The organism is Solirubrobacter ginsenosidimutans, assembly GCF_027587205.1.
In genome coordinates, this window is the sequence record NZ_JAPDOD010000040.1 from 24,898 (window position 1) to 46,445 (window position 21,548).

General features: G+C 68.8%; 16 protein-coding genes and 1 pseudogene. 14 read left to right on the plus strand and 3 right to left on the minus strand.

The genetic code is table 11. The features are described from left to right. Positions 1-28 precede the first annotated feature (28 nt). Entirely contained in the window at positions 29-1,135 is a 1,107-nt protein-coding gene (gene ald, locus OM076_RS32065; RefSeq protein WP_270044226.1) for an alanine dehydrogenase, read from the plus strand. Here the strand turns inward: ald and OM076_RS32070 are convergent. Then, a complete protein-coding gene (locus OM076_RS32070) occupies positions 1,081-2,751 on the minus strand; it encodes a GMC family oxidoreductase (protein WP_270044273.1) in 1,671 nt (556 codons plus the stop codon). The genes ald and OM076_RS32070 overlap by 55 nt on opposite strands. Beyond that, positions 2,720-3,592: a universal stress protein gene (locus OM076_RS32075; protein WP_270044227.1), complete on the minus strand. Its 873-nt coding sequence runs from the start codon at positions 3,590-3,592 to the stop codon at positions 2,720-2,722. Before OM076_RS32075 ends, OM076_RS32070 begins: the two co-directional genes overlap by 32 nt. A 208-nt stretch (positions 3,593-3,800) precedes the next feature. On the opposite strand from OM076_RS32075, the pseudogene OM076_RS46430 reads away from it, so the two are divergent. Continuing rightward, a pseudogene (locus tag OM076_RS46430) lies at positions 3,801-4,214 on the plus strand (Rossmann-fold NAD(P)-binding domain-containing protein); the annotation flags it as partial. Between the two features lie 188 nt (positions 4,215-4,402). Here the strand turns inward: OM076_RS46430 and OM076_RS46435 are convergent. Further along, positions 4,403-4,777 (minus strand): Dabb family protein, encoded by a 375-nt coding sequence (locus OM076_RS46435; protein ID WP_270044228.1) that lies wholly within the window; start codon positions 4,775-4,777, stop codon positions 4,403-4,405. On the opposite strand from OM076_RS46435, the gene OM076_RS32090 reads away from it, so the two are divergent. From OM076_RS32090 to OM076_RS32145, 12 genes are all read left to right on the plus strand, one after another. Next, on the plus strand, positions 4,766-5,470 hold the full coding sequence (locus OM076_RS32090) for an ANTAR domain-containing response regulator (RefSeq protein ID WP_270044229.1): 705 nt from the start codon (positions 4,766-4,768) through the stop codon (positions 5,468-5,470). The genes OM076_RS46435 and OM076_RS32090 overlap by 12 nt on opposite strands. A gap of 219 nt (positions 5,471-5,689) precedes the next feature. Beyond that, the gene (locus OM076_RS32095; protein WP_270044230.1) at positions 5,690-6,871 is read left to right on the plus strand and encodes an acetyl-CoA C-acyltransferase; all 1,182 of its coding nucleotides are present in this window, start codon (positions 5,690-5,692) and stop codon (positions 6,869-6,871) included. Between the two features lie 21 nt (positions 6,872-6,892). After that, positions 6,893-7,711 carry a 3-oxoacyl-ACP reductase family protein gene (locus tag OM076_RS32100; RefSeq protein ID WP_270044231.1) on the plus strand — a complete coding sequence of 273 codons (819 nt, stop codon included), beginning with the start codon at positions 6,893-6,895 and terminating at the stop codon, positions 7,709-7,711. Beyond that, positions 7,711-9,105, plus strand: a complete 1,395-nt coding sequence (locus OM076_RS32105; protein WP_270044232.1) for an FAD-binding oxidoreductase — start codon at positions 7,711-7,713, stop codon at positions 9,103-9,105. The genes OM076_RS32100 and OM076_RS32105 overlap by 1 nt, the downstream gene beginning before the upstream one ends. Continuing rightward, positions 9,102-10,361: a (Fe-S)-binding protein gene (locus OM076_RS32110; RefSeq protein WP_270044233.1), complete on the plus strand. Its 1,260-nt coding sequence runs from the start codon at positions 9,102-9,104 to the stop codon at positions 10,359-10,361. The genes OM076_RS32105 and OM076_RS32110 overlap by 4 nt, the downstream gene beginning before the upstream one ends. 60 nt (positions 10,362-10,421) lie before the next feature. Further along, complete coding sequence (locus OM076_RS32115; RefSeq protein WP_270044234.1) at positions 10,422-12,092, plus strand: L-lactate permease; 1,671 nt, start codon at positions 10,422-10,424, stop codon at positions 12,090-12,092. A gap of 271 nt (positions 12,093-12,363) precedes the next feature. Then, a complete protein-coding gene (locus OM076_RS32120) occupies positions 12,364-13,998 on the plus strand; it encodes an NAD(P)-binding protein (protein ID WP_270044235.1) in 1,635 nt (544 codons plus the stop codon). Then, positions 13,995-17,570 carry a pyruvate:ferredoxin (flavodoxin) oxidoreductase gene (gene nifJ, locus OM076_RS32125; protein WP_372518106.1) on the plus strand — a complete coding sequence of 1,192 codons (3,576 nt, stop codon included), beginning with the start codon at positions 13,995-13,997 and terminating at the stop codon, positions 17,568-17,570. Before OM076_RS32120 ends, nifJ begins: the two co-directional genes overlap by 4 nt. Continuing rightward, entirely contained in the window at positions 17,570-18,580 is a 1,011-nt protein-coding gene (locus tag OM076_RS32130; RefSeq protein WP_270044237.1) for a dihydroorotate dehydrogenase-like protein, read from the plus strand. Before nifJ ends, OM076_RS32130 begins: the two co-directional genes overlap by 1 nt. A 6-nt stretch (positions 18,581-18,586) precedes the next feature. Next, positions 18,587-19,264 carry a (Fe-S)-binding protein gene (locus OM076_RS32135; RefSeq protein WP_270044238.1) on the plus strand — a complete coding sequence of 226 codons (678 nt, stop codon included), beginning with the start codon at positions 18,587-18,589 and terminating at the stop codon, positions 19,262-19,264. A gap of 67 nt (positions 19,265-19,331) precedes the next feature. Further along, on the plus strand, positions 19,332-20,744 hold the full coding sequence (locus tag OM076_RS32140) for a lactate utilization protein B (RefSeq protein WP_270044239.1): 1,413 nt from the start codon (positions 19,332-19,334) through the stop codon (positions 20,742-20,744). Then, a complete protein-coding gene (locus tag OM076_RS32145) occupies positions 20,741-21,406 on the plus strand; it encodes a LutC/YkgG family protein (RefSeq protein ID WP_270044240.1) in 666 nt (221 codons plus the stop codon). Before OM076_RS32140 ends, OM076_RS32145 begins: the two co-directional genes overlap by 4 nt. Positions 21,407-21,548 lie beyond the last annotated feature (142 nt).

Genomic DNA, 21,548 nt, shown 5'->3' on the forward strand with positions numbered 1-21,548 from the left:
CCAACACATCAATTGATTGGAGGACCCGATGCGTATCGGTGTCGTGAAGGAAATCAAGCAGGCCGAGCGGAGGGTGGCGCTGACTCCGGCCGGCGCGCAGGAGCTGGTCGCACTCGGGTCCGACGTCCTGGTCGAGGCCGGAGCCGGCGTCGGGTCGGGCTTTTCCGACGATGCCTACAAAGTGGTCGGGGCGCAGGTCGTCCCGGCTGCCGAGGACGTCTGGCAGCAGAGCGAGCTGCTCCTGAAGGTCAAGGAGCCGATCGAGCAGGAATACCCGCTGATCCATGCGGACTTGACGCTGTTCACCTACTTGCATCTCGCGCCTGACCGGGCGCAGACCGAGGCGATCGTCAACTCGGGGGCGACGGCGATCGCCTACGAGACGGTCGAGACGGCGGACGGTCACCTCCCGCTGCTGGCGCCGATGAGCGAGATCGCCGGGCGGCTCGCCGCGCACGCGGGCGCCTACTTCCTGCAATCCCCGCTGGGCGGGCCCGGCGTGCTGATGGGGGGAGTCACCGGCGTGGCCCCCGCCCGCATCCTCGTGATCGGCGGCGGCGTGGTCGGGACCGGGGCGACGCGGATCGCCCTCGGCAACGAGGGGGAGGTCACCATCCTCGAGCGCTCCCTCGAACGTCTGCACGATCTGGACCAGTACTTCGGCTCGCGAGCCCGGATCCTGATGTCCGACGCGATCATCCTCGAGCAGGAACTCCGCGAAGCGGACGTGGTCATCGGCGCGGTGCTGGTCCCCGGGGCCGTCGCCCCGCACCTGGTCACCCGGGAGATGCTCGGAGTGATGAGGCCCCGCTCGGTGATCGTGGATGTCGCGATCGACCAAGGTGGCTGCTTTGAGACCTCGCACCCGACGACGCACGCCGATCCCGTGTTCGAGGTCGACGGAGTGCTCCACTACTGCGTGGCGAACATGCCCGGGGCGGTTCCCGTCACGGCGACGCGGGCGCTGACCAACGCGACGCTGCCCTACATCCGCCGGCTCGCGAGCGTCGGCGTCGACGCCGCGCTCGCCGAGGACCCCGGCTTTGCGCGGGGGCTGAACGTCAAGGACGGAGAGATCACCTACGCGCCCGTCGCCGAGGCCTTCGCGGAGGGCCCGTCAGTGGGGGCCTGGTAGCTGCTGGCGCCGACCGCGCCGCGGATCAGGTCCGCGGCGCGCTCGGCGACCATCACCGTGGGCGCGTGGATGTTGCCGCCGATGATCGTCGGCATGATCGACGCGTCGACGACCCGCAGGCCCTCAAGCCCGTGGACGCGCAGCTGGCTGTCGACCACCGCGTCAGCGGCCGTGTCGCTCATGCGGCAGGTTCCGACCGGGTGGTAGATGAGCATCAGGCGCCGGCGCACATCCGCCTCGATGTCCGCACGGCCGCTGACGGCCGGTCCCGGTTTGATCTCCCGGAGGACGATCTCCGCGAGCGGGTTCTGCGCGGCGATCTCGCGCGTGAGCTCGACACCGGCAACGAGCGACGCGACGTCGTCGGGGTCCGAGAGCGAGTTCGTGAGGATCCGCGGCTTGTCGGTCGGGTTCGCGGAGCGCAACCAGACGCGTCCGCGGGCCTTGGGTGAGATGAGCACGGGCCCGATCACGATGCAGTGGCCGTCGTAGGTCTCGGCGCCGTGGTCCTCGAAGTACGCCGCGCCCATGTGGAACTGGATGTCGGCAGCCGGAAGGCCTGGCCGCGTGCGGTGGAAGGCGACGACCTCGGCGACCGTGGAGCTCAGCGGGCCCGTCCTGCGCAACAGCCACTCCGCGAGCGCCTTGGGCTTCTCCGCGTAGCGGAGGGTGTCGACGTCTGAGACCTCGAAGATCGAGGTGACGAATGGGTGGTCCTGAAGGTTGCGTCCGACGCCCGGCAGCTCGTGGCGAACCTCGACGCCGACCGCGCGCAGGTCGTCGGGCGCGCCGATTCCCGAGAGCTGAAGCAGTTGTGGTGAGCCGATCGCTCCCGCGGAGAGGATGACCTCGCGCTGCGCGCGCAGGATCTCGACGCGCCCGCGGCGTCCCTGGACGCGCACGCCGACGGCGCGCCCGCCCTCGAACTCGACGCCGAGCACCGTCGCGTCCTTGCGGACCTCCAGGTTCGGCCGATCAGAGACCGGCCGCAGGTAGGCGTCCGCGCAGCTGAACCGCTTGCCCCTGTCCTGATTGACCTGGAACATCGAGACGCCGTCCTGCTCCGGGCCGTTGTAGTCGTCGATGCGGGGGATGCCGGCCGCCACCGATGCGGCGATCAGCCGGCGGTCGAGCGGGCGCGGCGAGCGCTGCTCGCCGACGCGCAGCGGGCCGCCGGCGCCGTGGTACTCGGAAGCTCCGCGGCTGTTGTCCTCGGCCTTGATGAAGTACGGCAGGACGTCCTTGTACCCCCAGCCGGGTGCGCCCTGCTCCTCCCAGCCGTCGTAGTCCAACGGCCGCCCGCGGACGTAGAGCATCGCGTTCATCGAACTCGATCCGCCGATGCCCTTGCCGCGCGGGATGTACAGCGACCGGCCGTCGACGTGCGGCTCGGGCTCGGTCCAGTAGTCCCAGTCGAGCCTGGTGTGGAACTGCTTGGGGAACGCCGCGGGGATCTTGATGTTCGCCGAGCGGTCCGCCTTACCGGCCTCGAGCAGCAGGACGCCGACGGACGCGTCCGCCGAGAGGCGATTGGCCAGCACGCAGCCGGCCGACCCGGCCCCAACGATGATGTAGTCGGTTATCTCAGTTGGCCATGTTGGAGGCGGTGGCGCCAAAAAGCGCCCGAAGCGGCACGTCGGTGCCACGCGGCACGATGATCATCGGGCAGAACGCCATGCGCATCAGCCGATCGGTCACGCGGCCCACCAGTACCGAACGCAGTGGACCATAGCCGCGCGATCCCGCGATCATGAGGTCGAGCTCGCCACTGCGCTCGGCAAGCAGCTGGGCCGGGTCCCCCGCGAGCAGCACGCTCTCGGCCGTCACGTCTACCGGAAGCCCGGCGACCAGCGTGTCAAGGCTTTCGCGGACGTTGCGCTCAACGTCTTCGGGCCGCGCGAAATATCCCACCCCGGCCGCTGAGCTGCCGTACGATTTCGCGGTGACGACCCCGATGACCTCGAGCTCGGCACCGAAGGCGCGGGCCAGTCCTACGGCACCGGCGACCGCCGCCATTGCCTGTTCGGAACCGTCGTAGGCGACGCCGATCCGCTGCACAGGCTCGTCTGCGCGTGTCCGGTAGCCGTGCGGGACCACCGCGACGGCGCACGGAGCGCCCTGTAACAGGCACTCTCCGGTGCTACCGGGTGTGACCCGGCCCACCGAGCTCGTGTGGGAGGAACCCACGATGATGATCTCCGCCCGCTCCGTCTCCGCGAGCTCGTGCAGCGCACGCGCAGGTGACGGACTGACGACCGTTCGCACGGTCACGCGACTGGAATCGATCCCGTTGAGCGAGTCGCGTTCCGAGCTCAGGGGCCGGCAGAGCCGGCCGGCGTTCGTGATGGCTCGCGCAAGCAGAACGGGGCTATTACAGATCTCTGCGAGTCGGCGTCCGAAGGCGAGGGCGTCCGTCGAGCGCTCAGAGGCGTCAACGCCGATCAAGATGGTGCTCACGGGCTTCCTTCGTTCACTATGCCTTCAAACTAGGCGAGGCCGAGGCCACATTCATCCGGGATTTCCCGCAACCCTGAGGATGCTGGGGACTAGCAATCGCCGTGTAGCGACGTAGTAACTGCGGATGGCCGATCGCCGAGGGATGGCGACGATCAAGACATGCAGTCGTCCCCACCGACGGTCGGCGTCGTCACGGAACACGCCACAGAAGGTGAACCCGCCGACCGACGAGGAAGTCCTCCAGCTCCGCGATGGCGCAACGCTGATCGGCCTACTGACCTCGTTCGATACCGGCGGTCCGATCGCCGCCCTCGCCGCCCTCGCCGTCACAGCCTTCGCGATGGAGGCGATCCCGCGAATCTCGCGTGCCCAGGCCATGGATGCGCTTAGTTCGCAGTCGACGGTCGCCGGCTACGACGCCGCGCTGATCGCGGCGTCGTTGTCGCTTCGCTTCCCGCCGATGCTGACGAGCGCCGTGGGCACGGTCCCGCCGGCGCGCGTGCTCGTGCTCGGCGCCGCCGGCCTGCAAGCCCTGGCGACCACGCGCCGCCTGAAAGCGCGCACCACCGGCTACGACGTGCGACCGGACGTTGCCGAACAGGTTTGCTCGCTCCGCGCTCGTCCCAGGCCGGCCCGCGCATGGGGCCGGCTCTCCCCGACTTCGACGACGAGATCATCGCCGGCGCGTGTGTCGCGGGCGCGCCCGGCGCCACCGCCCCTCAGCCAAAGGTCGCACCCTGATGCTCACCACCAACCTCGCCACCCTCGTGCTCGCCGGCTTCGTCGGCTACGCGGCGGTTTCAAACATGATCATTTGTCTATCGGAAACGACATCCCGGCCGACGCTCCGTGTTCCCAGTCCCTCACCGTCGCGTCGCGTCGCAGCGTCATGTCCACCCCGACGTCGATCTCGATGCGCTGTTCCTCGAGCGGGAGCAGGTGCTCGCGGAGGTACCGCACTCGGCTCGGATGGTCGAGATAGCTCCGCAGTGCTTCCCCGTCGGCCAAATCCACGATCAACACATGGGTGAAGCCATGATCGACCTCAGCCCGGTTGCGTCCGAGCGTTACCCGCTCGACGGCGTCGATGTCCTCGAGCAGGACACGCGCGGCCTTGAACGCCTCGACGATGTCCCCCTCCGTCGTGTCCTGTCTCCATTTCACGATCACGATGTGCCGAATCACTCGGGGCCTCTTCCGTCACGCTTCAAATCCGAATCCAGAAGATCTAGACTGGGTCGAGTCGAGCGGACCATGGCACATCGCGGGACCGAGCATTTGCGCGTGCTGATCGCCAACGAGCGGAAGGATCGCCTGGCGCTCGTCGCACCACTTGTCGTCGCATTGGGCCACGAGGTCATCGCGCGTGCGATCGACGTCACCGACGTGGGTGCCGTCACGGCCAGAGAACGGCCCGATGTCGCGCTCGTCGGGCTCGGCGAGAGCTCGGGGCATGCACTGGACCTGATCGACAAGATCGTGCGCGAGGCCGCGTGTCCGGTCATCGTGCTTCTGCACGCGCGCGACCCCGAGTTCATCAAACAGGCGTCCAAGCGCGGCGTCTTCGCCCACATCAGCGACAACGATGTCGAGGACTGGCAGAGCTCGATCGACATCGTCCTGTGCCGCTTTGCCGAGTACCACGATCTCCAGGGGGCATTCGGGCGCCGCGCGTCGATCGAGCGCGCCAAGGGAATCCTGATGGAACGCCACATGATCGACGAGGCGACGGCGTTCGAGATGATGCGCGAGCGCTCACGCGTCACCAACCGCAAGCTCATCGATCTGGCGACCGCCGTCGTCGACGGACACGCGCTCCTCCCCAGGCACACGGCCGGCATCGGGGAAACCGCGGAGCGTGTGATCCCGCGCCCGTAGTCCGCCGCCTTCACGGCGGCCCTGCAGAGGTGTATGGTACAGGGGCTTCGCCCTAACCCTCGGCGGGCATCGCGTTTCCGGCTCCAATGCTCGGCCGGCGTCAAGCGGGACCTCTCATCGGTCGCGCGCCTACGGCAGCGTCTTCGGCCGCGTCGGTCCACAAGGTCCTGCTCGGTCGACAGCTCGGCCGGGCCCCTTCCTCCATAGCTAGGACGAGCCATGTCTGAAGCAGTCATTGTCGATGCCATCCGGACGCCGATCGGGCGTGCCGTCAAGGGAACCCTGAGGGATGTCCGAGCGGACGACCTCGCGGCGGTGCCACTGCGCGCGCTCGTCGAGCGCAACCCGGATGTCAATTTCAGCGAGACCAACGACATCATGATGGGCTGCGGCTTCCCCGACGGCGAGCAGGGGTACAACATCGGCCGCAACGCTCAGCTGCTGGCCGGCATCGACCATCACGTTCCCGCGGTCACGGTGAGCCGGTTCTGCGCATCTTCGCTGCAGACCCTCCGGATGGCGTTCCACGCGATCAAGGCGGGCGAAGGCGACCAGTACATCGCGGCCGGCGTGGAGTGCGTCTCGCGCGGCGCAGCGATGACGCTTCCCGCGATGAATCCTCGCATCGACGGCACCAACGGCACGGGCTACAACGTCTACATCTCGATGGGGCTCACGGCCGAGAACGTGGCCACGCGGTGCAAGGTCAGCCGCGAAGCCCAGGACGAGTGGGCGGCGCTGTCGCAACAGCGCGCGTGCGCGGCCCGCGACAGCGGGCACTTCGACCGTGAGATCGTCGGCGTGGACATCCCCGAGCTCCATGACGCCGGCGGCGACGTCATCGCAGCGCACACCGTCACCCGCGACGACGGGCCGCGCGCGGGAACGACCGTGGAGGCGCTCGGCAAGCTCAAGCCCGTCTTCAAGAAGGACGGCTCGGTGACCGCCGGCAACGCCTGCCCGCTCAACGACGGCGCGGCGGCCTTGCTGGTGATGTCCGATCAGAAGGCCCGTGATCGGGGTCTGAAGCCGCGGGCGCGCATCGTCGCGTCCTCTGTGGTGGCGATCCGTCCGGAGATCATGGGCCTCGGCCCCATCCCCGCGATCAGGGCGGTCCTCAAGGCGGCAGGCATGCGCATCGAGGACATTGACGCCTTCGAGATGAACGAGGCATTCGCGGCTCAGGTCGTGCCCTGCCGCGACGAATTCGGGATCGACCCGGAGAAGCTGAACTCTCACGGCGGCGCGATCGCGCTCGGCCATCCGTTCGGGATGACCGGAGCGCGGATCATGACGACGCTGCTCAACAACCTCGACGCCGTGGACGGCAGCCTGGGGCTCGAGACGATGTGCGTCGCGGGCGGGATGGGCCAGGCCATGATCGTCGAGCGGCTCAACTAGCCAATGGAAGGGATTCACACCATGGCCACCACAGATACGAGGCCTCAGGGCGCCCAGCGCCAGGAGAGCCTGACGGGACGGGTCGCCCTGGTGACGGGGGGAACCCGGGGGATCGGCGCGGCGATCTGCCAGGGCCTCGCGGCATCGGGCGCGGTCGTCGCGGCGGGCTTCTCGTCCAACCAAGGCCGGGCCGACGAGCTGCGCCAGTCGGTCGAGGCCGACGGGGGCACGCTGTCGCTGCATCAGGGCAACGTCGGCGACTGGGAGGACTGCCAGCGCGTGGTCGCAGAGGTGATCGAGGAGCACGGGCGCCTCGACATCCTGGTCAACAACGCGGGCATCACGGTCGACAAGCCGATCTGGAAATTGTCGATGGACGATTGGCACAAGGTGCTGCGCGTGAACCTGTCCGGGGCCTTCTACATGACCAAGCCCGCGATCGAGCACATGATCGAGCGGGGATCCGGTCGGATCCTCAACATCTCCTCGGTGACCGGCGAGATCGGCAACGTCGGCCAGGCGAACTACGCGGCGTCGAAATCGGGCCTGTTCGGGCTCACCAAGACGCTCGCCCGCGAGGCGGCACTCGCCACCAGGATGTCCGGCAAGCTCGACGCCGGGACGGGCGTGACCGTCAACTGCATCACGCCCGGTCTGATCGAGACCGACATGGTGGCCACGATCCCGCCGTTCCTGGTCAGCAAGATCGTGGAGCAGATCCCGATGCACCGCATGGGGCACCCCGATGAGATCGCTCGCGTCGTGTGCTTCCTCGCCCAGGACGCCTCGAGCTACATCACCGGGCAGATCTGGGGCGTCAACGGCGGAATCGACATGTGATGGCAACCGCGACGGCGATCCCAACCGGGCTGCGCGAACGCTTGATCGCCGTCGTCGGGCGAGATCACGTCCGGACCGACGAAGGCGCCTTGGTGACCTTCTCGACGGACGCGACGCCGCTCGAGCGTGGCCGTCCTGACGCGGTCGTCTTCGCGGCGACCGCCGAGGAGGTCGCCAGCGTGCTGCGGCTCGCGAACGCGTCCGGAATTCCGGTCGTGCCGCGCGGTTCGGGTACGAATCTCAGCGCCGGGACGGTGCCGCACCGGGGCGGGATCGTGCTCGTGCTGACACGCATGAACAAGGTCAAGGAGATCAGCGACTCGGACCTGGTCGCGGTCTGCGAGCCGGGCGTGCGCACGATCGAGTTGTCGCAGGCCGCGGCTGCGAAGGGGCTTCTGTATCCGCCCGACCCCGGGAGCCAGACGACCGCGACCATCGGCGGGAACGTGGCGGAGTGCGCGGGCGGCTTGCGGGCCCTGAAGTACGGGGTCACGCGCGACTACGTGCTCGGCGTCGAAGCGGTACTGCCGACGGGCGAGATCATCCGCAGCGGCGGGCGGCTCGTCAAGGACGTCGCCGGCTACGACCTGCGGCGCCTGCTCTGCGGCAGCGAAGGCACCCTTGCGGTGATGACGGAGCTGACGCTCCGGCTGGTGCCCGCGCCGGAGGCCTCCGGCTATGGGATGGCCTACTTCCCAGAGCTCGCTGACGCCGCCCGCGCAGTGTCGCGGGTGCTGGCCTCCGGCGTGCTCCCCGTCACGCTCGAGTTCCTGGACCAGGTGTGCATCGGCGCGGTCGAGGACTACGCGAAGATCGGGCTCGACACGTCAGCCGGCGCGCTGCTGATCTTCGGACAGGACGGGAACGCCGCGGTGATCGCGCGCGATCTGGAACGGATGGGGCAAGCATGCAGGACGGAGGGCGCGATCTCGCTGCGGATCGCCGAATCTCCGGAGGAGGCGAGCGAAGTGCTCGAGGCCCGCCGGGCCGCGCTCCCGTCGCTGTCGCGCCTGGAGCCCCTCACCCTCCTCGAGGATGCGACGGTGCCGCGTTCTCGCATCGCCGAGATGGTCGAGTACATACAGGAGGTCGCCCGCCGTTACGAGCTCAAGATCGGCACGTTCGGCCACGCCGGCGACGGCAACCTGCATCCGACCGCTGTCCTCGATCATGCGGACGAGGACGCGGTGCGCCGAGCCCGCGCCGCGTTCGATGAGATCTTCGCCCGGGCGCTCGAGCTCGACGGCACGATCACCGGCGAGCACGGGATCGGCATCGTGAAGCTGCGCTACCTCGAGCGCCAGCTCGGCGCCGACCACATGGCCCTACTGCGGCGGATCAAGGCCGCGTTCGACCCGAACGGCATCCTCAACCCCGGAAAGCTCGGCTCATGAACATCGCGGATATCAGGCGCAAGAAGCCGCCCCCCGAGGCGCCCGGGATCTTCACGCCGGAGCTGCTGGACCGCTGCATCTCATGCGGGTTCTGCCTTCCCGCCTGCCCGACGTATGAGTCGACCGGCGTCGAGACGTCATCGCCGCGTGGGCGCATCAATCTGATGCGGGCGCTCGAGACGGGGCTGCTGCCCGCCGACGATCCCACGGTCCTCGAGGAGTCCTCCTTTTGTCTGGGCTGCCGCGCGTGCGAGTCGGTCTGCCCCGCAGGCGTCCAGTACGGCGAGTTGCTCGAGGAGTGGCGCGACCATCTCTGGAACGGACGGCGCCGGCCGTGGCGATTGCGACCGCTGCTCTGGGCCGTGGACTCGCCGCGGCGCGTACGCGCGATGGGGACCGTCCGCCGGAACGCCGGCCGTGGCGGCGAAGCGCCCGGTCCGGTGAACCTGATGCTCGGCTGCTTTGAGCGGGTCCTGTATCCGCGGGTCAGCCGCGACGCGCGAGCACTTGCTCCCGAGCTCGCGGCGCCGGCCGCCCAGGGATGCTGTGGTGCGCTGCACGCGCACAACGGCGAGCTGGCGCGCGGCCGGGAGCTGGCCCTCGAGCTGGGCGAGGCGCTTCCGGGGACGATCGTCTCGACGTCCGGCGGGTGCGCCGCCCACCTGGCGGGTGTCCTCGGCCGCGAACGCGTCAAGGAGTTCTCGCAGTGGATGGTCGAGCGTTCGCCGGTGCCCACCCGTTTGGAGCCGAGCAAAAACGGCGCTGACTCGGCTACCGGCAACGGCGCGGCAGCCTCAAAGCCGGCCACCCGCCGGCTGCGGATCGGACTTCAGGACTCCTGTCACCTCCGCAACGGGATGGGCGTCTTCCGCGAGCCGCGCGAGCTGCTCGCGACGCTCGGCGAGTACATCGAGCTGCCGAGCGCCGCCATCTGCTGCGGCGCGGCGGGTTCGTACTCGGTCCTTCGCCCCAAAGACAGCGCACGCGTGCTGGACCCGCATCTCGACGAGATCGCCGCCGCGGACCTCGACGTGATCGTCGTGGTCAACGCAGGCTGCTATCGGCAGCTCGAGCAGGGCATCAAGCGCCGCAAGCTGCGAACACGCGTGATCCACATCGCCGAGTTGCTGGCCGAGAGCGACGCCGGTCCGAATGAGTCATCGAACGGCCATGGCGAGGTCGCTCCAGCGATCGTCGTGACGCAGGTCCACGCTGGGCTCGAGCAGGCGCCGCAGCTCCCGGCGCGCACCCCTTGACTGCCGGCGAATCGTTTCGCATGAAGGTCGTCTCGTAACAGCGGGACCGAGAGGAAAGCGATGTACAAGCAAGTCCTGGATCCGGTGTCCCATTCGCTGGGACTGACGGCGATCTTCGCCGTTCTGCCACTGCTGACGTTGTTCGTGCTGCTGGGCGGCTTGCGTATGAAGGCCCACTGGGCCTCGCTGATCGCCCTGGGCGTGGCGGTGATGGTGGCGATCGTGGTCTACAGCATGCCGATCGGGCAGACGCTCGACGCCGGCGCCGAGGGTGTGGCGTTCGGCTTTTTCCCGATCATGTGGATCGTCATCAACGCGCTGTGGATCTTCCACATGACGGAGAAGACCGGAGACTTCGCCGTCTTGCGCCGCGCGTTCAGCTCGGTCTCCAACGACCAGCGTGTGCAGGTGGTCATCATCGCCTTCTGCTTCGGCGCCCTGCTCGAGGCGCTCGCCGGCTTCGGCACGCCGATCGCGATCTGCTCGGTGATGTTGGTGGGCGTGGGCTTCACGCCGATTAAGGCGGTGGTGTTGGCGCTGGTGGCCGACACCGCGCCCGTCGCGTTCGGCGGCATCGCGATCCCGATCACGACGCTGGCCTCGGTGACAGGGTTGCCCAAGGAGGAGCTCAGCCAGATGATCGGACGCCAGATGCTGCCGCTGGCGATCCTCGTGCCCTTCATCCTCATCTACATGGTCGACGGCCGCCGCGGCGTGCGCGAGACCTGGCCCGCGGCACTGGTGGCCGGCGGCGTGTTCGGGGTCGTGCAGCTCGGGACCTCGAACTTCATCTCCCCTGAGCTCACGAACATCTTCGCCGCGCTCGCCGCGGCCGCCGCGCTGGTCGCCCTATTGCACGTGTGGGCGCCCAAGGTCCACGAGGGCAGCACCGTGCGCCCGGCTACACCCGTACGTCCGGTGATCGCCGGCGCCGCCCACACCGACGCCGCGCTCGAGCGACGGTTGGCCGCCGACGAAGGCCGGCCGCTGAGTACGCGCGCGACGCTTCGCGCGTTCGCGCCCTACATGATCATCATCGGCGTACTCGGCGTGAGCAGTCTGCACGCCGTCGCCCGGCAGTTCGACAAGGCCACCACGCTCTTCGCCTGGCCTGGCCTGCACGTGTTCAACGCGGGTGGCGAGCCGCTGTCGAGCGAGATCTTCAAGCTCAACTGGCTGACGGCCCCAGGCAACCAGTTGTTCGTCTGCGGGCTACTGACCGCCGCGGTTCTCGGCGTCGCTCCCCGTCAGGCGGTGGAGGTCTTCGTCTCAACGGTCGTGAAGCTTCGCTGGGCGATCGTGACCGTCTGCTCGGTGCTCGCGCTCGCCTACGTGATGAACCTCTCGGGGCAGACGATCACGCTGGGCATGTGGATGGCGGGAGCCGGCGCGGCGTTCGCGTTCCTGTCGCCGATCGTCGGCTGGTTCGGCACGGCGGTCACCGGCTCGGACACCTCGGCGAACTCGCTGTTCGGGGGCCTGCAGGTGTCCGCCGCCCACCAGTCCCATCTCTCCGCAACGCTGCTGGCCGCCGCCAATAGCTCCGGGGGCGTGATGGGCAAGATGATCTCGCCTCAGAACCTGGCCATCGGAGCGGCGGCGGTGGGCCTCACCGGCAAGGAAGGCGACATCTTCCGCAAGGTCATCGGCTGGAGCATTCTCCTTGTTCTGATCATGGCCGTGCTCGTGTGGCTGCAGTCCACGAACGTGCTGTCGTGGATGGTGCCGTAGTGGTCGCCAGGATCGCGGCTGCCGAGCCTTGTGGTCGGCGACGCATCGGCGTACTCTCAGAGACATCGGGGTCTCGTGGACTCGCCCTGCGGGCGGGGCTGCGCGGCAACGCGGCAGAGAGCAAGGTGCGCTCACGGCGGCGCCGTTCGGCGGGACGCGAGCGCGGTTGCAGCAATCGCAACGCTCTTCGAATCCGCGAGGTCGTCATGGCGAAAGCATCTTCCGGCCGAGTCCCCGTCTCCCGCTGCCGACTGACGCCGGAGCGCGAGCGATGACGTCGCTGCGACCCGACGTCGCGCAGCTGCCGGATCTCCTGCATGGGCACGCGCGCGCCGGTGCGGTGCGCGAGCGCCGTCCGGAGTACGTCGATCTGCTCCCGCCCTGCAATGCGGGCTGCCCGGCCGGAGAGGATATCCAGGGCTGGCTCGCCCACATGCAGGCGGACGAGCCCGAACTGGCGTGGCGCGCGCTGACGGCCGACAATCCCTTCGCCGCCATCCACGGGCGAGTCTGCTACCACCCGTGCGAGAGCGTCTGCAACCGGGCCAACCTCGACAGCGCGGTCTCGATCCATTCGGTGGAGCGGTACCTGGGCGACCTGGCGCTCGAGCGGCAATGGCGCTTCGAGCCGCCGCCCGCGCCCAGCGGCAAGCGCGTGCTCGTGATCGGCGCGGGCCCGAGCGGGCTGTCGGCGGCGTACCACCTTGCCCGGCTCGGCCACGCGGTCGAGATTCGCGATGCTGGGCCCGAGCCCGGCGGGATGATGCGCTACGGCATCCCCGCCTACCGGTTGCCGCGCGACGTGCTCAGCGGCGAGCTCGAGCGGATCGCTGCGATGGGGGTGCGCTTCACCGCCAACCACGTGGTCTCCGATCTCGACGCGGAGCGGCGCGAGGGCGCCTTCGACGCCGTGTTCGTCGCGGTCGGCGCGCATCTGTCGAAGCGGGTGGAGATTCCCGCTGTGGACGCGGGGCCAATCGTGGATGCGGTGTCGTTCCTGCGCGATGTGGCATCGGGCGAACACCCGGTGATCGGGCGTCGCGTCGCCGTCTACGGCGGCGGCAACACGGCGATGGACGCCGCGCGGACCGCACGCCGCCTCGGCGCGGAGGAGACGCTGGTCGTCTACCGCCGCACCCGTGAGCAGATGCCGGCGCTCGAGGAGGAGGCGCTAGACGCCGAGCGGGAAGGGATCCGGCTCAACTGGCTGCGGACGATCAAGACGTTCGAGGGCCCGGAACTCAGCGTCGAGGTGATGGAGCTCGACGACTCCGGCTTCCCCCAGCCGACCGGACGCTTTGAGACGCTCGCGGCTGACACGGTGATCCTGGCGCTCGGCCAGGAGACCGACACCGGCTTCATGCGAACCGTGCCCGGCGTGGAGTTCGACCGCGACGGGACCGTGCAGGTATCGAACGCGATGATGACGGGCGCTGCGGGCGTCTTCGCGGGCGGGGACATGGTGCCCAGCGAGCGCACGGTGACGATCGGCGTGGGCCATGGCAAGCGGGCGGCACGAGAGATCGACGCGTGGCTCCGCGACCTGGACGGGGAGCGGCCGCCGAAGCACCCGGTCGCCACTTACGAGATGCTGAACCTGTGGTACTTCGGCGACGCCGCCCGCCGGCGGCAGCCCGAGGTCGAGCCAGCCGACCGCGTCGCCGCCTTCGGCGAGGTGGTCGGCGGTCTCTCGGCCAAGGACGCCAAGTTCGAGTCGCACCGATGCCTGTCATGCGGAAACTGCATCGAGTGCGACGGCTGCCTCGGAGCCTGCCCCGAGGATGCCGTGATCAAGCTCGGCAAGGGCCACGGCTACGAGTTCAACTATGGCAACTGCACGGGGTGCGGGGCCTGCTACGAGCAGTGCCCGGTGCACTCGATCGAGATGACCCCGGAGCCGAAGTGATGCGCGCGACAGTCGACGGCAACGGAGCGGCAGTGTCAGTCGCCTACCGGTCAAACGAGGTCTGCTGCATCTATCCGATCACGCCCTCCTCGCCGATGGCCGAGCAGGCCGACGAGTGGTCGAGCCATTCCAAGCCCAACGTGTGGGGCACCGTGCCCTCGGTGATGGAGATGCAGAGCGAGGCAGGCGCGGCCGGCGCACTGCACGGGGCGCTCCAGGGCGGTGCGCTGGCGACGACGTTCACGTCGTCCCAGGGCCTGCTGCTGATGATCCCGAACATGTACAAGATCGCCGGTGAGCTCACCTCGATGGTGCTCCACGTAGCCGCTCGCTCGCTGGCGGCGCAGGGCCTCTCGATCTTCGGCGATCACTCCGACGTGATGGCTGCGCGCCAGACCGGCTTTGCGTTGCTGGCGTCGGCGTCGGTGCAGGAGGCTCACGATCTGGCGCTGGTGGCCCAAGCGGCGACGCTCGCGACCCGTGTTCCGTTCGCGCACTTCTTCGACGGCTTTCGCACTTCGCACGAGCTCAACACGATCGAGATGCTCTCCGACGACGACGTGCGGGCGATGCTCTCGGAGGAGTTGGTCCGCGAGCATCGCGGCCGGGGGCTGACCCCGGAGCGGCCGGTCATGCGCGGCACGGCGCAGAACCCGGATGTCTACTTCCAGGCCCGCGAGACCGTCAATCCGTTCTATGCCCGCGTTCCCAAAGCGGTGCAGGACGCGATGGACGCGCTCGCGCAGCGCACGGGCCGCCACTATGGACTCGTCGACTACACCGGCCATCCCGAGGCCGACCGAGTCCTGGTGATCATGGGTTCCGGCGGGGAGACCGCACGCGAGACCGTGGCCTTCCTGCAGGCCCAGGGTGAGCGCGTCGGGCTGGTGCAGCTCAGGCTCTATCGGCCGTTCCCGGCCTCCGAGTTGGCACAGGCGCTGCCCGCGAGCGTGCGCAGCATCGCCGTGCTCGACCGCACCAAGGAGCCGGGTTCGTTCGGTGAGCCGCTCTTCCTCGACGTGCTCGCGGCCCTCTCCGAGTCACACGCAGACGGTGAGCGTGCGGTGATGCCCAGGGTGATCGGCGGCCGCTATGGGCTCTCGTCGAAGGAGTTCACGCCGGGAATGGTCGCCGCCGTGTTCGAGGAACTGACGCGCGAGCGGCCGAAGCGGCGGTTCACGATCGGCATCAACGACGACGTCTCAGGCATGAGCCTCGCTTACGATGCCTCGCTCGACATCGAGTCTGCGGACGCCGTGCGCGCGGTGTTCTTCGGCCTCGGCTCCGACGGCACGGTCGGCGCCAACAAGAACACGATCAAGATCATCGGCGACGAAGTGGGCATGCACGCCCAGGCCTACTTCGTCTATGACTCCAAGAAGTCCGGCTCGCAGACCGTGTCGCACCTGCGCTTCGGGCCGGAGCCGATCAGCGCCCCCTATCTGATCTCACAGGCCAGCTTCGTCGGCTGCCACCAGTTCCGTTTGCTCGAGCGCGCCGAGGTCCTCGATCGAGCGGCGCCAGGGGCGACGCTGCTGCTCAACTGCAAGCACCCGCCGGACCAGGTGTGGGACGCGCTGGCACGCCCCGTTCAAGAGCAGATCCTCGCCAAGCGGATCAAGCTGTACGTGATCGACGCGGGCAAGATCGCGCGCGACGCCGGTCTCGCCGGACGCACCAACACCGTGCTTCAGACCTGCTTCTTCGCGATCTCGGGCGTGCTCGACCCCGACGTGGCGATCGAGCGGATCAAGGCGTCGATCGCCAAGACCTACGGCAAGCGCGGCGCCGACGTGGTCGAACGCAATCAGACGGCGGTCGACCGGTCGCTCGAACATCTGCACCGCGTCGAGCTGCCCGATCGGGTCACCGCTGAGCGCGAACTGGCCCCGGTGGTGCCCGCGCACGCGCCGGAGTTCGTGCGCACCGTGACCGCGGCGATGATGGCCGGCCAAGGCGATGAGCTGCCGGTCAGCGCGCTGCCGGTGGACGGCACCTACCCGACCGGCACGACGCAGTACGAGAAACGCAACGTCTCCGAGATCGTGGCGGCCTGGGATTCCGAGCTGTGCATCCAATGCGGCAACTGCAGCTTCGTGTGTCCCCACAGCGTGATCCGCACTCGTCAATACGGCGAGTCGCACCTGGAGGGCGCGCCGGACGGCTTCCGCTCGGTGCCACTCAACGCCCCGGGGCTTCCGGACACCAAATACACGCTGCAGATCTACGTCGAGGACTGCACCGGTTGCGGCCTGTGCGTCGAGGCCTGCCCGGTCGCGGCGCCCGGCGACGCGACCCACCGAGCGATCAACCTCGAGGCGATCGAGCCGATGATGCCGGCAGAGCTCGAGAACATCGCGTTCTTCGAGCAGCTTCCGCCCAACAACCGGTCGCGAGTCGATTTCGGCACCGTTCGCGGCACGCAGTTCCTGGAGCCGCTGTTCGAGTTCTCCGGCGCGTGCGCCGGATGCGGGGAGACCCCCTACCTGAAACTGGTCTCGCAGCTGTTCGGCGACCGGCTGACGATCGCCAACGCGACCGGCTGCTCCTCGATCTACGGCGGGAACCTGCCCACGACGCCCTGGACGGTCGATTCGGATGGGCACGGCCCGGCCTGGTCGAACTCGCTGTTCGAGGACAACGCCGAGTTCGGGCTCGGCCTGCGCCTCGCCGCCGACACCCACACCGAGATGGCGCGGCGGCGCCTCGACGATCTCCGCGAGGAGGTCGGCGGCGAACTGGTCGACCAGATCCTCAACGCGCCGCAGCTGTCGGAGTCCGAGCTGCGCGCGCAGCGCGAGCGGTTGGGCGAGCTGGCGCGGCGGCTCGACGGGCTCGACGATGCGGCCGTCGCCGAACTGCGCAGCGTCTCCGATCACCTGCTGCGCCGGAGCGTGTGGATCGTCGGCGGAGACGGCTGGGCGTACGACATCGGATCCGGCGGCCTGGATCACGTGCTGTCCAGTGGTCACAACGTCAACGTGCTCGTCCTGGACACCGAGATGTACTCCAACACGGGCGGGCAGATGTCGAAGGCGACGCCGCTCGGCGCGGTGGCGAAGTTCGCCTCCGCCGGCAAGACGATGCAGACCAAGGATCTCGCGCTCCAAGCGATCTCCTACGCCAACGTGTACGTCGCCCGCGTGGCCATGGGCGCCGATCCCCAGCAGACCCTGTCTGCCTTCCGCGAGGCCGAGGCCTACGAAGGGCCCTCCCTGGTGATCGCGTACAGCCACTGCATCGGGCAGGGAATCGACACGCGCAACGGCCTCGACCAACAGTACAAGGCCGTCGCGAGCGGCCACTGGCCGCTGATCCGGTACGACCCGGTGGTGCGCGCAGGGGGCGGCAATCCGTTCTTCTTGGACTCGCCCCGGCCGCGGATGCAGCTGAGCGAGTACCGGAAGGGCGAGTTGCGCTTCCGCGCGCTGTCCAAGACCGCCCCGGCCGAAGCCGAACGCCTGGGCGACCTCGCGCAACACATCGTCCGCCAGCGCTGGGACGTCTATGAGGAGATGGCCACCCGCAACGCAGCGGATTTCCCGATCGACGCCCGGAGGAGTGAGCACTGATGGACCTCTCGACCACGTACATGGGCCTCGAGCTGCGCAACCCGCTCGTGGCATCGGCGTCGCCGCTGTCACACACCGTCGACGGCATCCGGCGGCTGGCCGACGCCGGCGTCGGCGCGGTTGTGCTCTACTCGCTGTTCGAGGAGCAGCTGCGCGAGCAGGCCGAGCTCGACGCCCGCGTGGCCGACGCGGGCACCGAGAGCTTTGCCGAATCGCTCTCCTACTTTCCCTCCGCCGCCGACGAGAGCGACGGCCCTGCTCCCTATCTGAGCCTGATCGAACGGGCGGCAGCCGCCGTGGAGATACCAATCATCGCCAGTCTCAACGGCGTCACGCCGGAAGGCTGGACCGGCTACGCGCGGGCGATGCAGGACGCCGGCGCCGCCGCGATCGAACTGAACGTCTACTACTTGCCAGGCGATCCGACCATTCCCGGCCGCGAGGTCGAGCAGCGCTACGTCGACGTGCTCGGACGCGTCAAGGACGCGGTCACCGTGCCGGTGGCGGTCAAGCTCGGCCCGTACTTCAGCTCGACCGGCGAGCTCGCGCTCCGGCTGGCCGAGGCCGGGGCTGACGCGCTCGTGCTGTTCAACCGGTTCATGCAGCCCGACATCGACACGGAGAAGCTCGCGGTCGTGCCCGGCGTTGGGCTCTCGCGCCCGGTCGACGCATTGTTGGCGCGCACGTGGATCGCGCTCCTGCACGGGAGGGTGCGTTGCTCGCTGGCGGCCACGACCGGGGTCGAGGATTCCGCCGACGTCGCCAAGTACCTACTCGCGGGCGCGGACGTGGTGATGACTGCTTCTGCACTCCTTCGCCACGGTCCCGACCACGCCACCGTACTGCTCGACGGTTTGTCGGCGTGGATGCAGCGAAAGGAATTCGGAGCCGTCGACGAGTTTCGCGGTCTGCTGTCGACGCCGTCCGGCACCGACGCGGAGCAACACGAGCGTGCCGGCTACGTCGCCAATCTCCGCGCGGCCAACGTCCGCGCCTACAGCGCGTGGTGAGCTCCGATGCGAGTCGCGCTCTTCATCACCTGCTTCAACGACACGCTGTTTCCGCAGACGGGGCGCGCGATGGTGTCGCTGCTCGAGCGACTCGGTTGTGACATCGACTTTCCCGAGGCACAGACCTGCTGCGGGCAGATGCACACGAACACGGGCTATCGCGACCGGGGGCTGACGTTGGCGCGGCGGTTCGAGCGGGTGTTCGCCGACGCCGACCTGGTGGTCTCCCCCTCGTCGTCATGCGTCGCGTTCTTGCGCGAGAACGGTGCGGGGCTCGACGGTCGGCTGCTCGAGCTGACCGAGTTCCTGGTCGACCGGCTGGGACTGGAGGATGTCGGTGCCACATTCCCGCACAAGGTCACCTTGCACCCCACCTGTCACTCGGTGCGGCTGATGGCGATCGGAGACCGCCCGCGGCGGCTGCTGGAGCACGTCCGGGGGATCGACCTCGTCGAGTTGGATGACGCGGATGTCTGCTGCGGCTTCGGCGGGACCTTCGCCGTCAAGAACGCGGATACCTCGATGGCGATGCTGTCCGACAAGCTGCGCGATCTGCTCAACAGCGGTGCGGAGGTGTGCACGGCGGCGGACAACTCGTGTCTGCTGCACATCGGCGGGGCGCTCAAACATCAGCGCGCCGGGGTGCGGGTCATGCACCTGGCCGAGATCCTGGCGGCGACATGAGCCTGGCCAGCGGTCACCGCGCGTCCAGGCGCAGGTTTCAGGCGTCGCATTGTGTGGAGGATGTCCTATGAGCGGCTCCGGATTTCCCGCTGCCGCGCGTCGGGAGCTGGCCGACACGCAGATGCGCCGCAACGTGGGCAAGGCGACGAGCACGATCCGGGCAAGGCGCGCCGCGAGGGTCGCCGAGGTGCCCGATTGGCAGGAGCTGCGGGCCGCCGGCGCCGCGATCAAGACGCGCTGTATGGCCACGCTGCCCGAGCAGCTGGAGCGGTTGGAGGCATCGGTCACGCGCGCGGGCGGACGGGTACATTGGGCGAACGACGCCGCCGAGTGCCACGCGATCGTGGGCAGGATCGCCACCGGGCACGGCGCGCGCCAGGTGATCAAGGTCAAGTCGCTCGCCACCGACGAGATCGGTCTCAACGACGGGCTGGCCGCGCAGGGCATCGAGGCGATCGAAACCGACCTGGCGGAGTTGATCAACCAGCTCGCTCATGACACCTCCTCGCACATCCTCGTGCCGGCGATCCATCGTAACCGCGCGGAGATCAAGCTGCTGTTCGAGGACACCATTGCGCGTGGTGAGGACCTCGGCTGGGACATCACGGCGATCGCGGACGCCTCGCGCCGCCATCTGCGCGAGATGTTCCTCACCGTGCCGGTGGCCATCTCCGGAGCGAACTTCGCCGTGGCCGAGACCGGCACGATCGGTGTGGTGGAGTCCGAGGGCAACGGACGGATGTGCCTCACGCTCCCGCAGGTGTTGATCACGGTGATGGGGATCGAGAAGGTGCTGGCCGATTGGCGCGATCTCGAGGTGTTCGTGCAGTTGCTGCCGCGGTCGGCCACCGGCGAGCGGATGAACCCGTACACCTCGCTCTGGACCGGAGTCCATGCCGACCCGCCCGACGGACCGCAGGAGTTCCACCTGGTCCTGCTCGACAACGGCCGGAGCGACGTGCTGGCCGACGAGGTGGGCCGCCAGGCGCTGCATTGCATCCGCTGCTCGGCCTGCCTGAACTCCTGTCCGGTCTATTCGCGCGTCGGCGGCCATGCCTACGAGTCGGTCTATCCCGGGCCGATCGGGGCCATCCTGACCCCGCAGCTGCACGGGCTTGAGAACGCAAAGACGTTGCCGTGGGCGTCGACGTTGTGCGGCGCGTGCTACGAGGTTTGCCCGGTCAAGATCGACATCCCGTCGATCCTCCTTCACCTGCGCGCGCGGGTCGTCCGCGAGCACAAGAGCAAGCTGTCGCCTGAGGCGCTGGCCATGGAGGCCATCGGTCGCGTGTTCGGCTCTCAGAAGCGCTATGAGCTGGCGCAGAAGCTCGCGCGGCTGGGCCGCGGGCCGATCGTCGCGGCTTCGCTTCCGGGCTGGTCGGCGATGCGCGGGCTTCCGCAGGTACCCGATCAGACCTTCCGGGACTGGTGGCGCTCGCGTCCCCCACAGCCCATGCGCGGGGACGCGCCGGCGCCATGACCGGCAGCCGCGAGATCATGCTGTCCCGGGTGCGCACGGCGCTGGGGCCGGCGGTCGAGGCTCCCGAGGTCCCGCGCACCTATAACCAAGCGGGCGCAATGGGTGCCGGCGACGATGCCACGACGCTCGAGTTGTTCTGCGGGCGCGTCGCGGACTACCGAGCGACCGTGAAGCGCTTGCGCGACGATCAGTTGCCGGACGCACTGGCGGCCGCCTGCGCGCACCGGGGGGTGCGCCGCGTCGCGATCCCGGCCGCGGCGCCGGCATGGGTCGTCGACGGCGTCGAGTTGGTGCGCGACGAGCCCCCGCTCTCGCATCGCCGGCTGGATGAGCTGGACGGCGTGCTCTCCGGCTGCGCGCTCGCCATCGCGGAGACCGGGACGATCGTGCTCGACGGGGTGGGCGCCTCGGGCCGGCGCGCCCTCACGCTCGTGCCCGACTACCACCTGTGCGTGGTCAGATCGGAGGACATCGTCGCGTCCGTGCCGGACGGCATCGCGGCGCTGGAGCAGGTCGCCGCGATGGGGCGGCCGATCACGTTCATCTCGGGCCCGTCGGCCACCGTTGACATCGAGCTCGTCCGCGTCGAAGGCGTTCACGGACCGCGCACGCTTGACGTGTTCGTCGTCGAGTCGGTCAAGCCGCACTCGACCGGTGAATAGAAAGTGAAGGGGCGACACTTAGCGCCGGAGACCGCACCGCCAACGTGATACTATCGTTGGTGGAGTCGTCTGTCGTCGTAGGACGATTCTGGTTGGTGTTTGCCGCGAAAGTTGACTGCGTCTCCGACCCCCGGACCTCTCA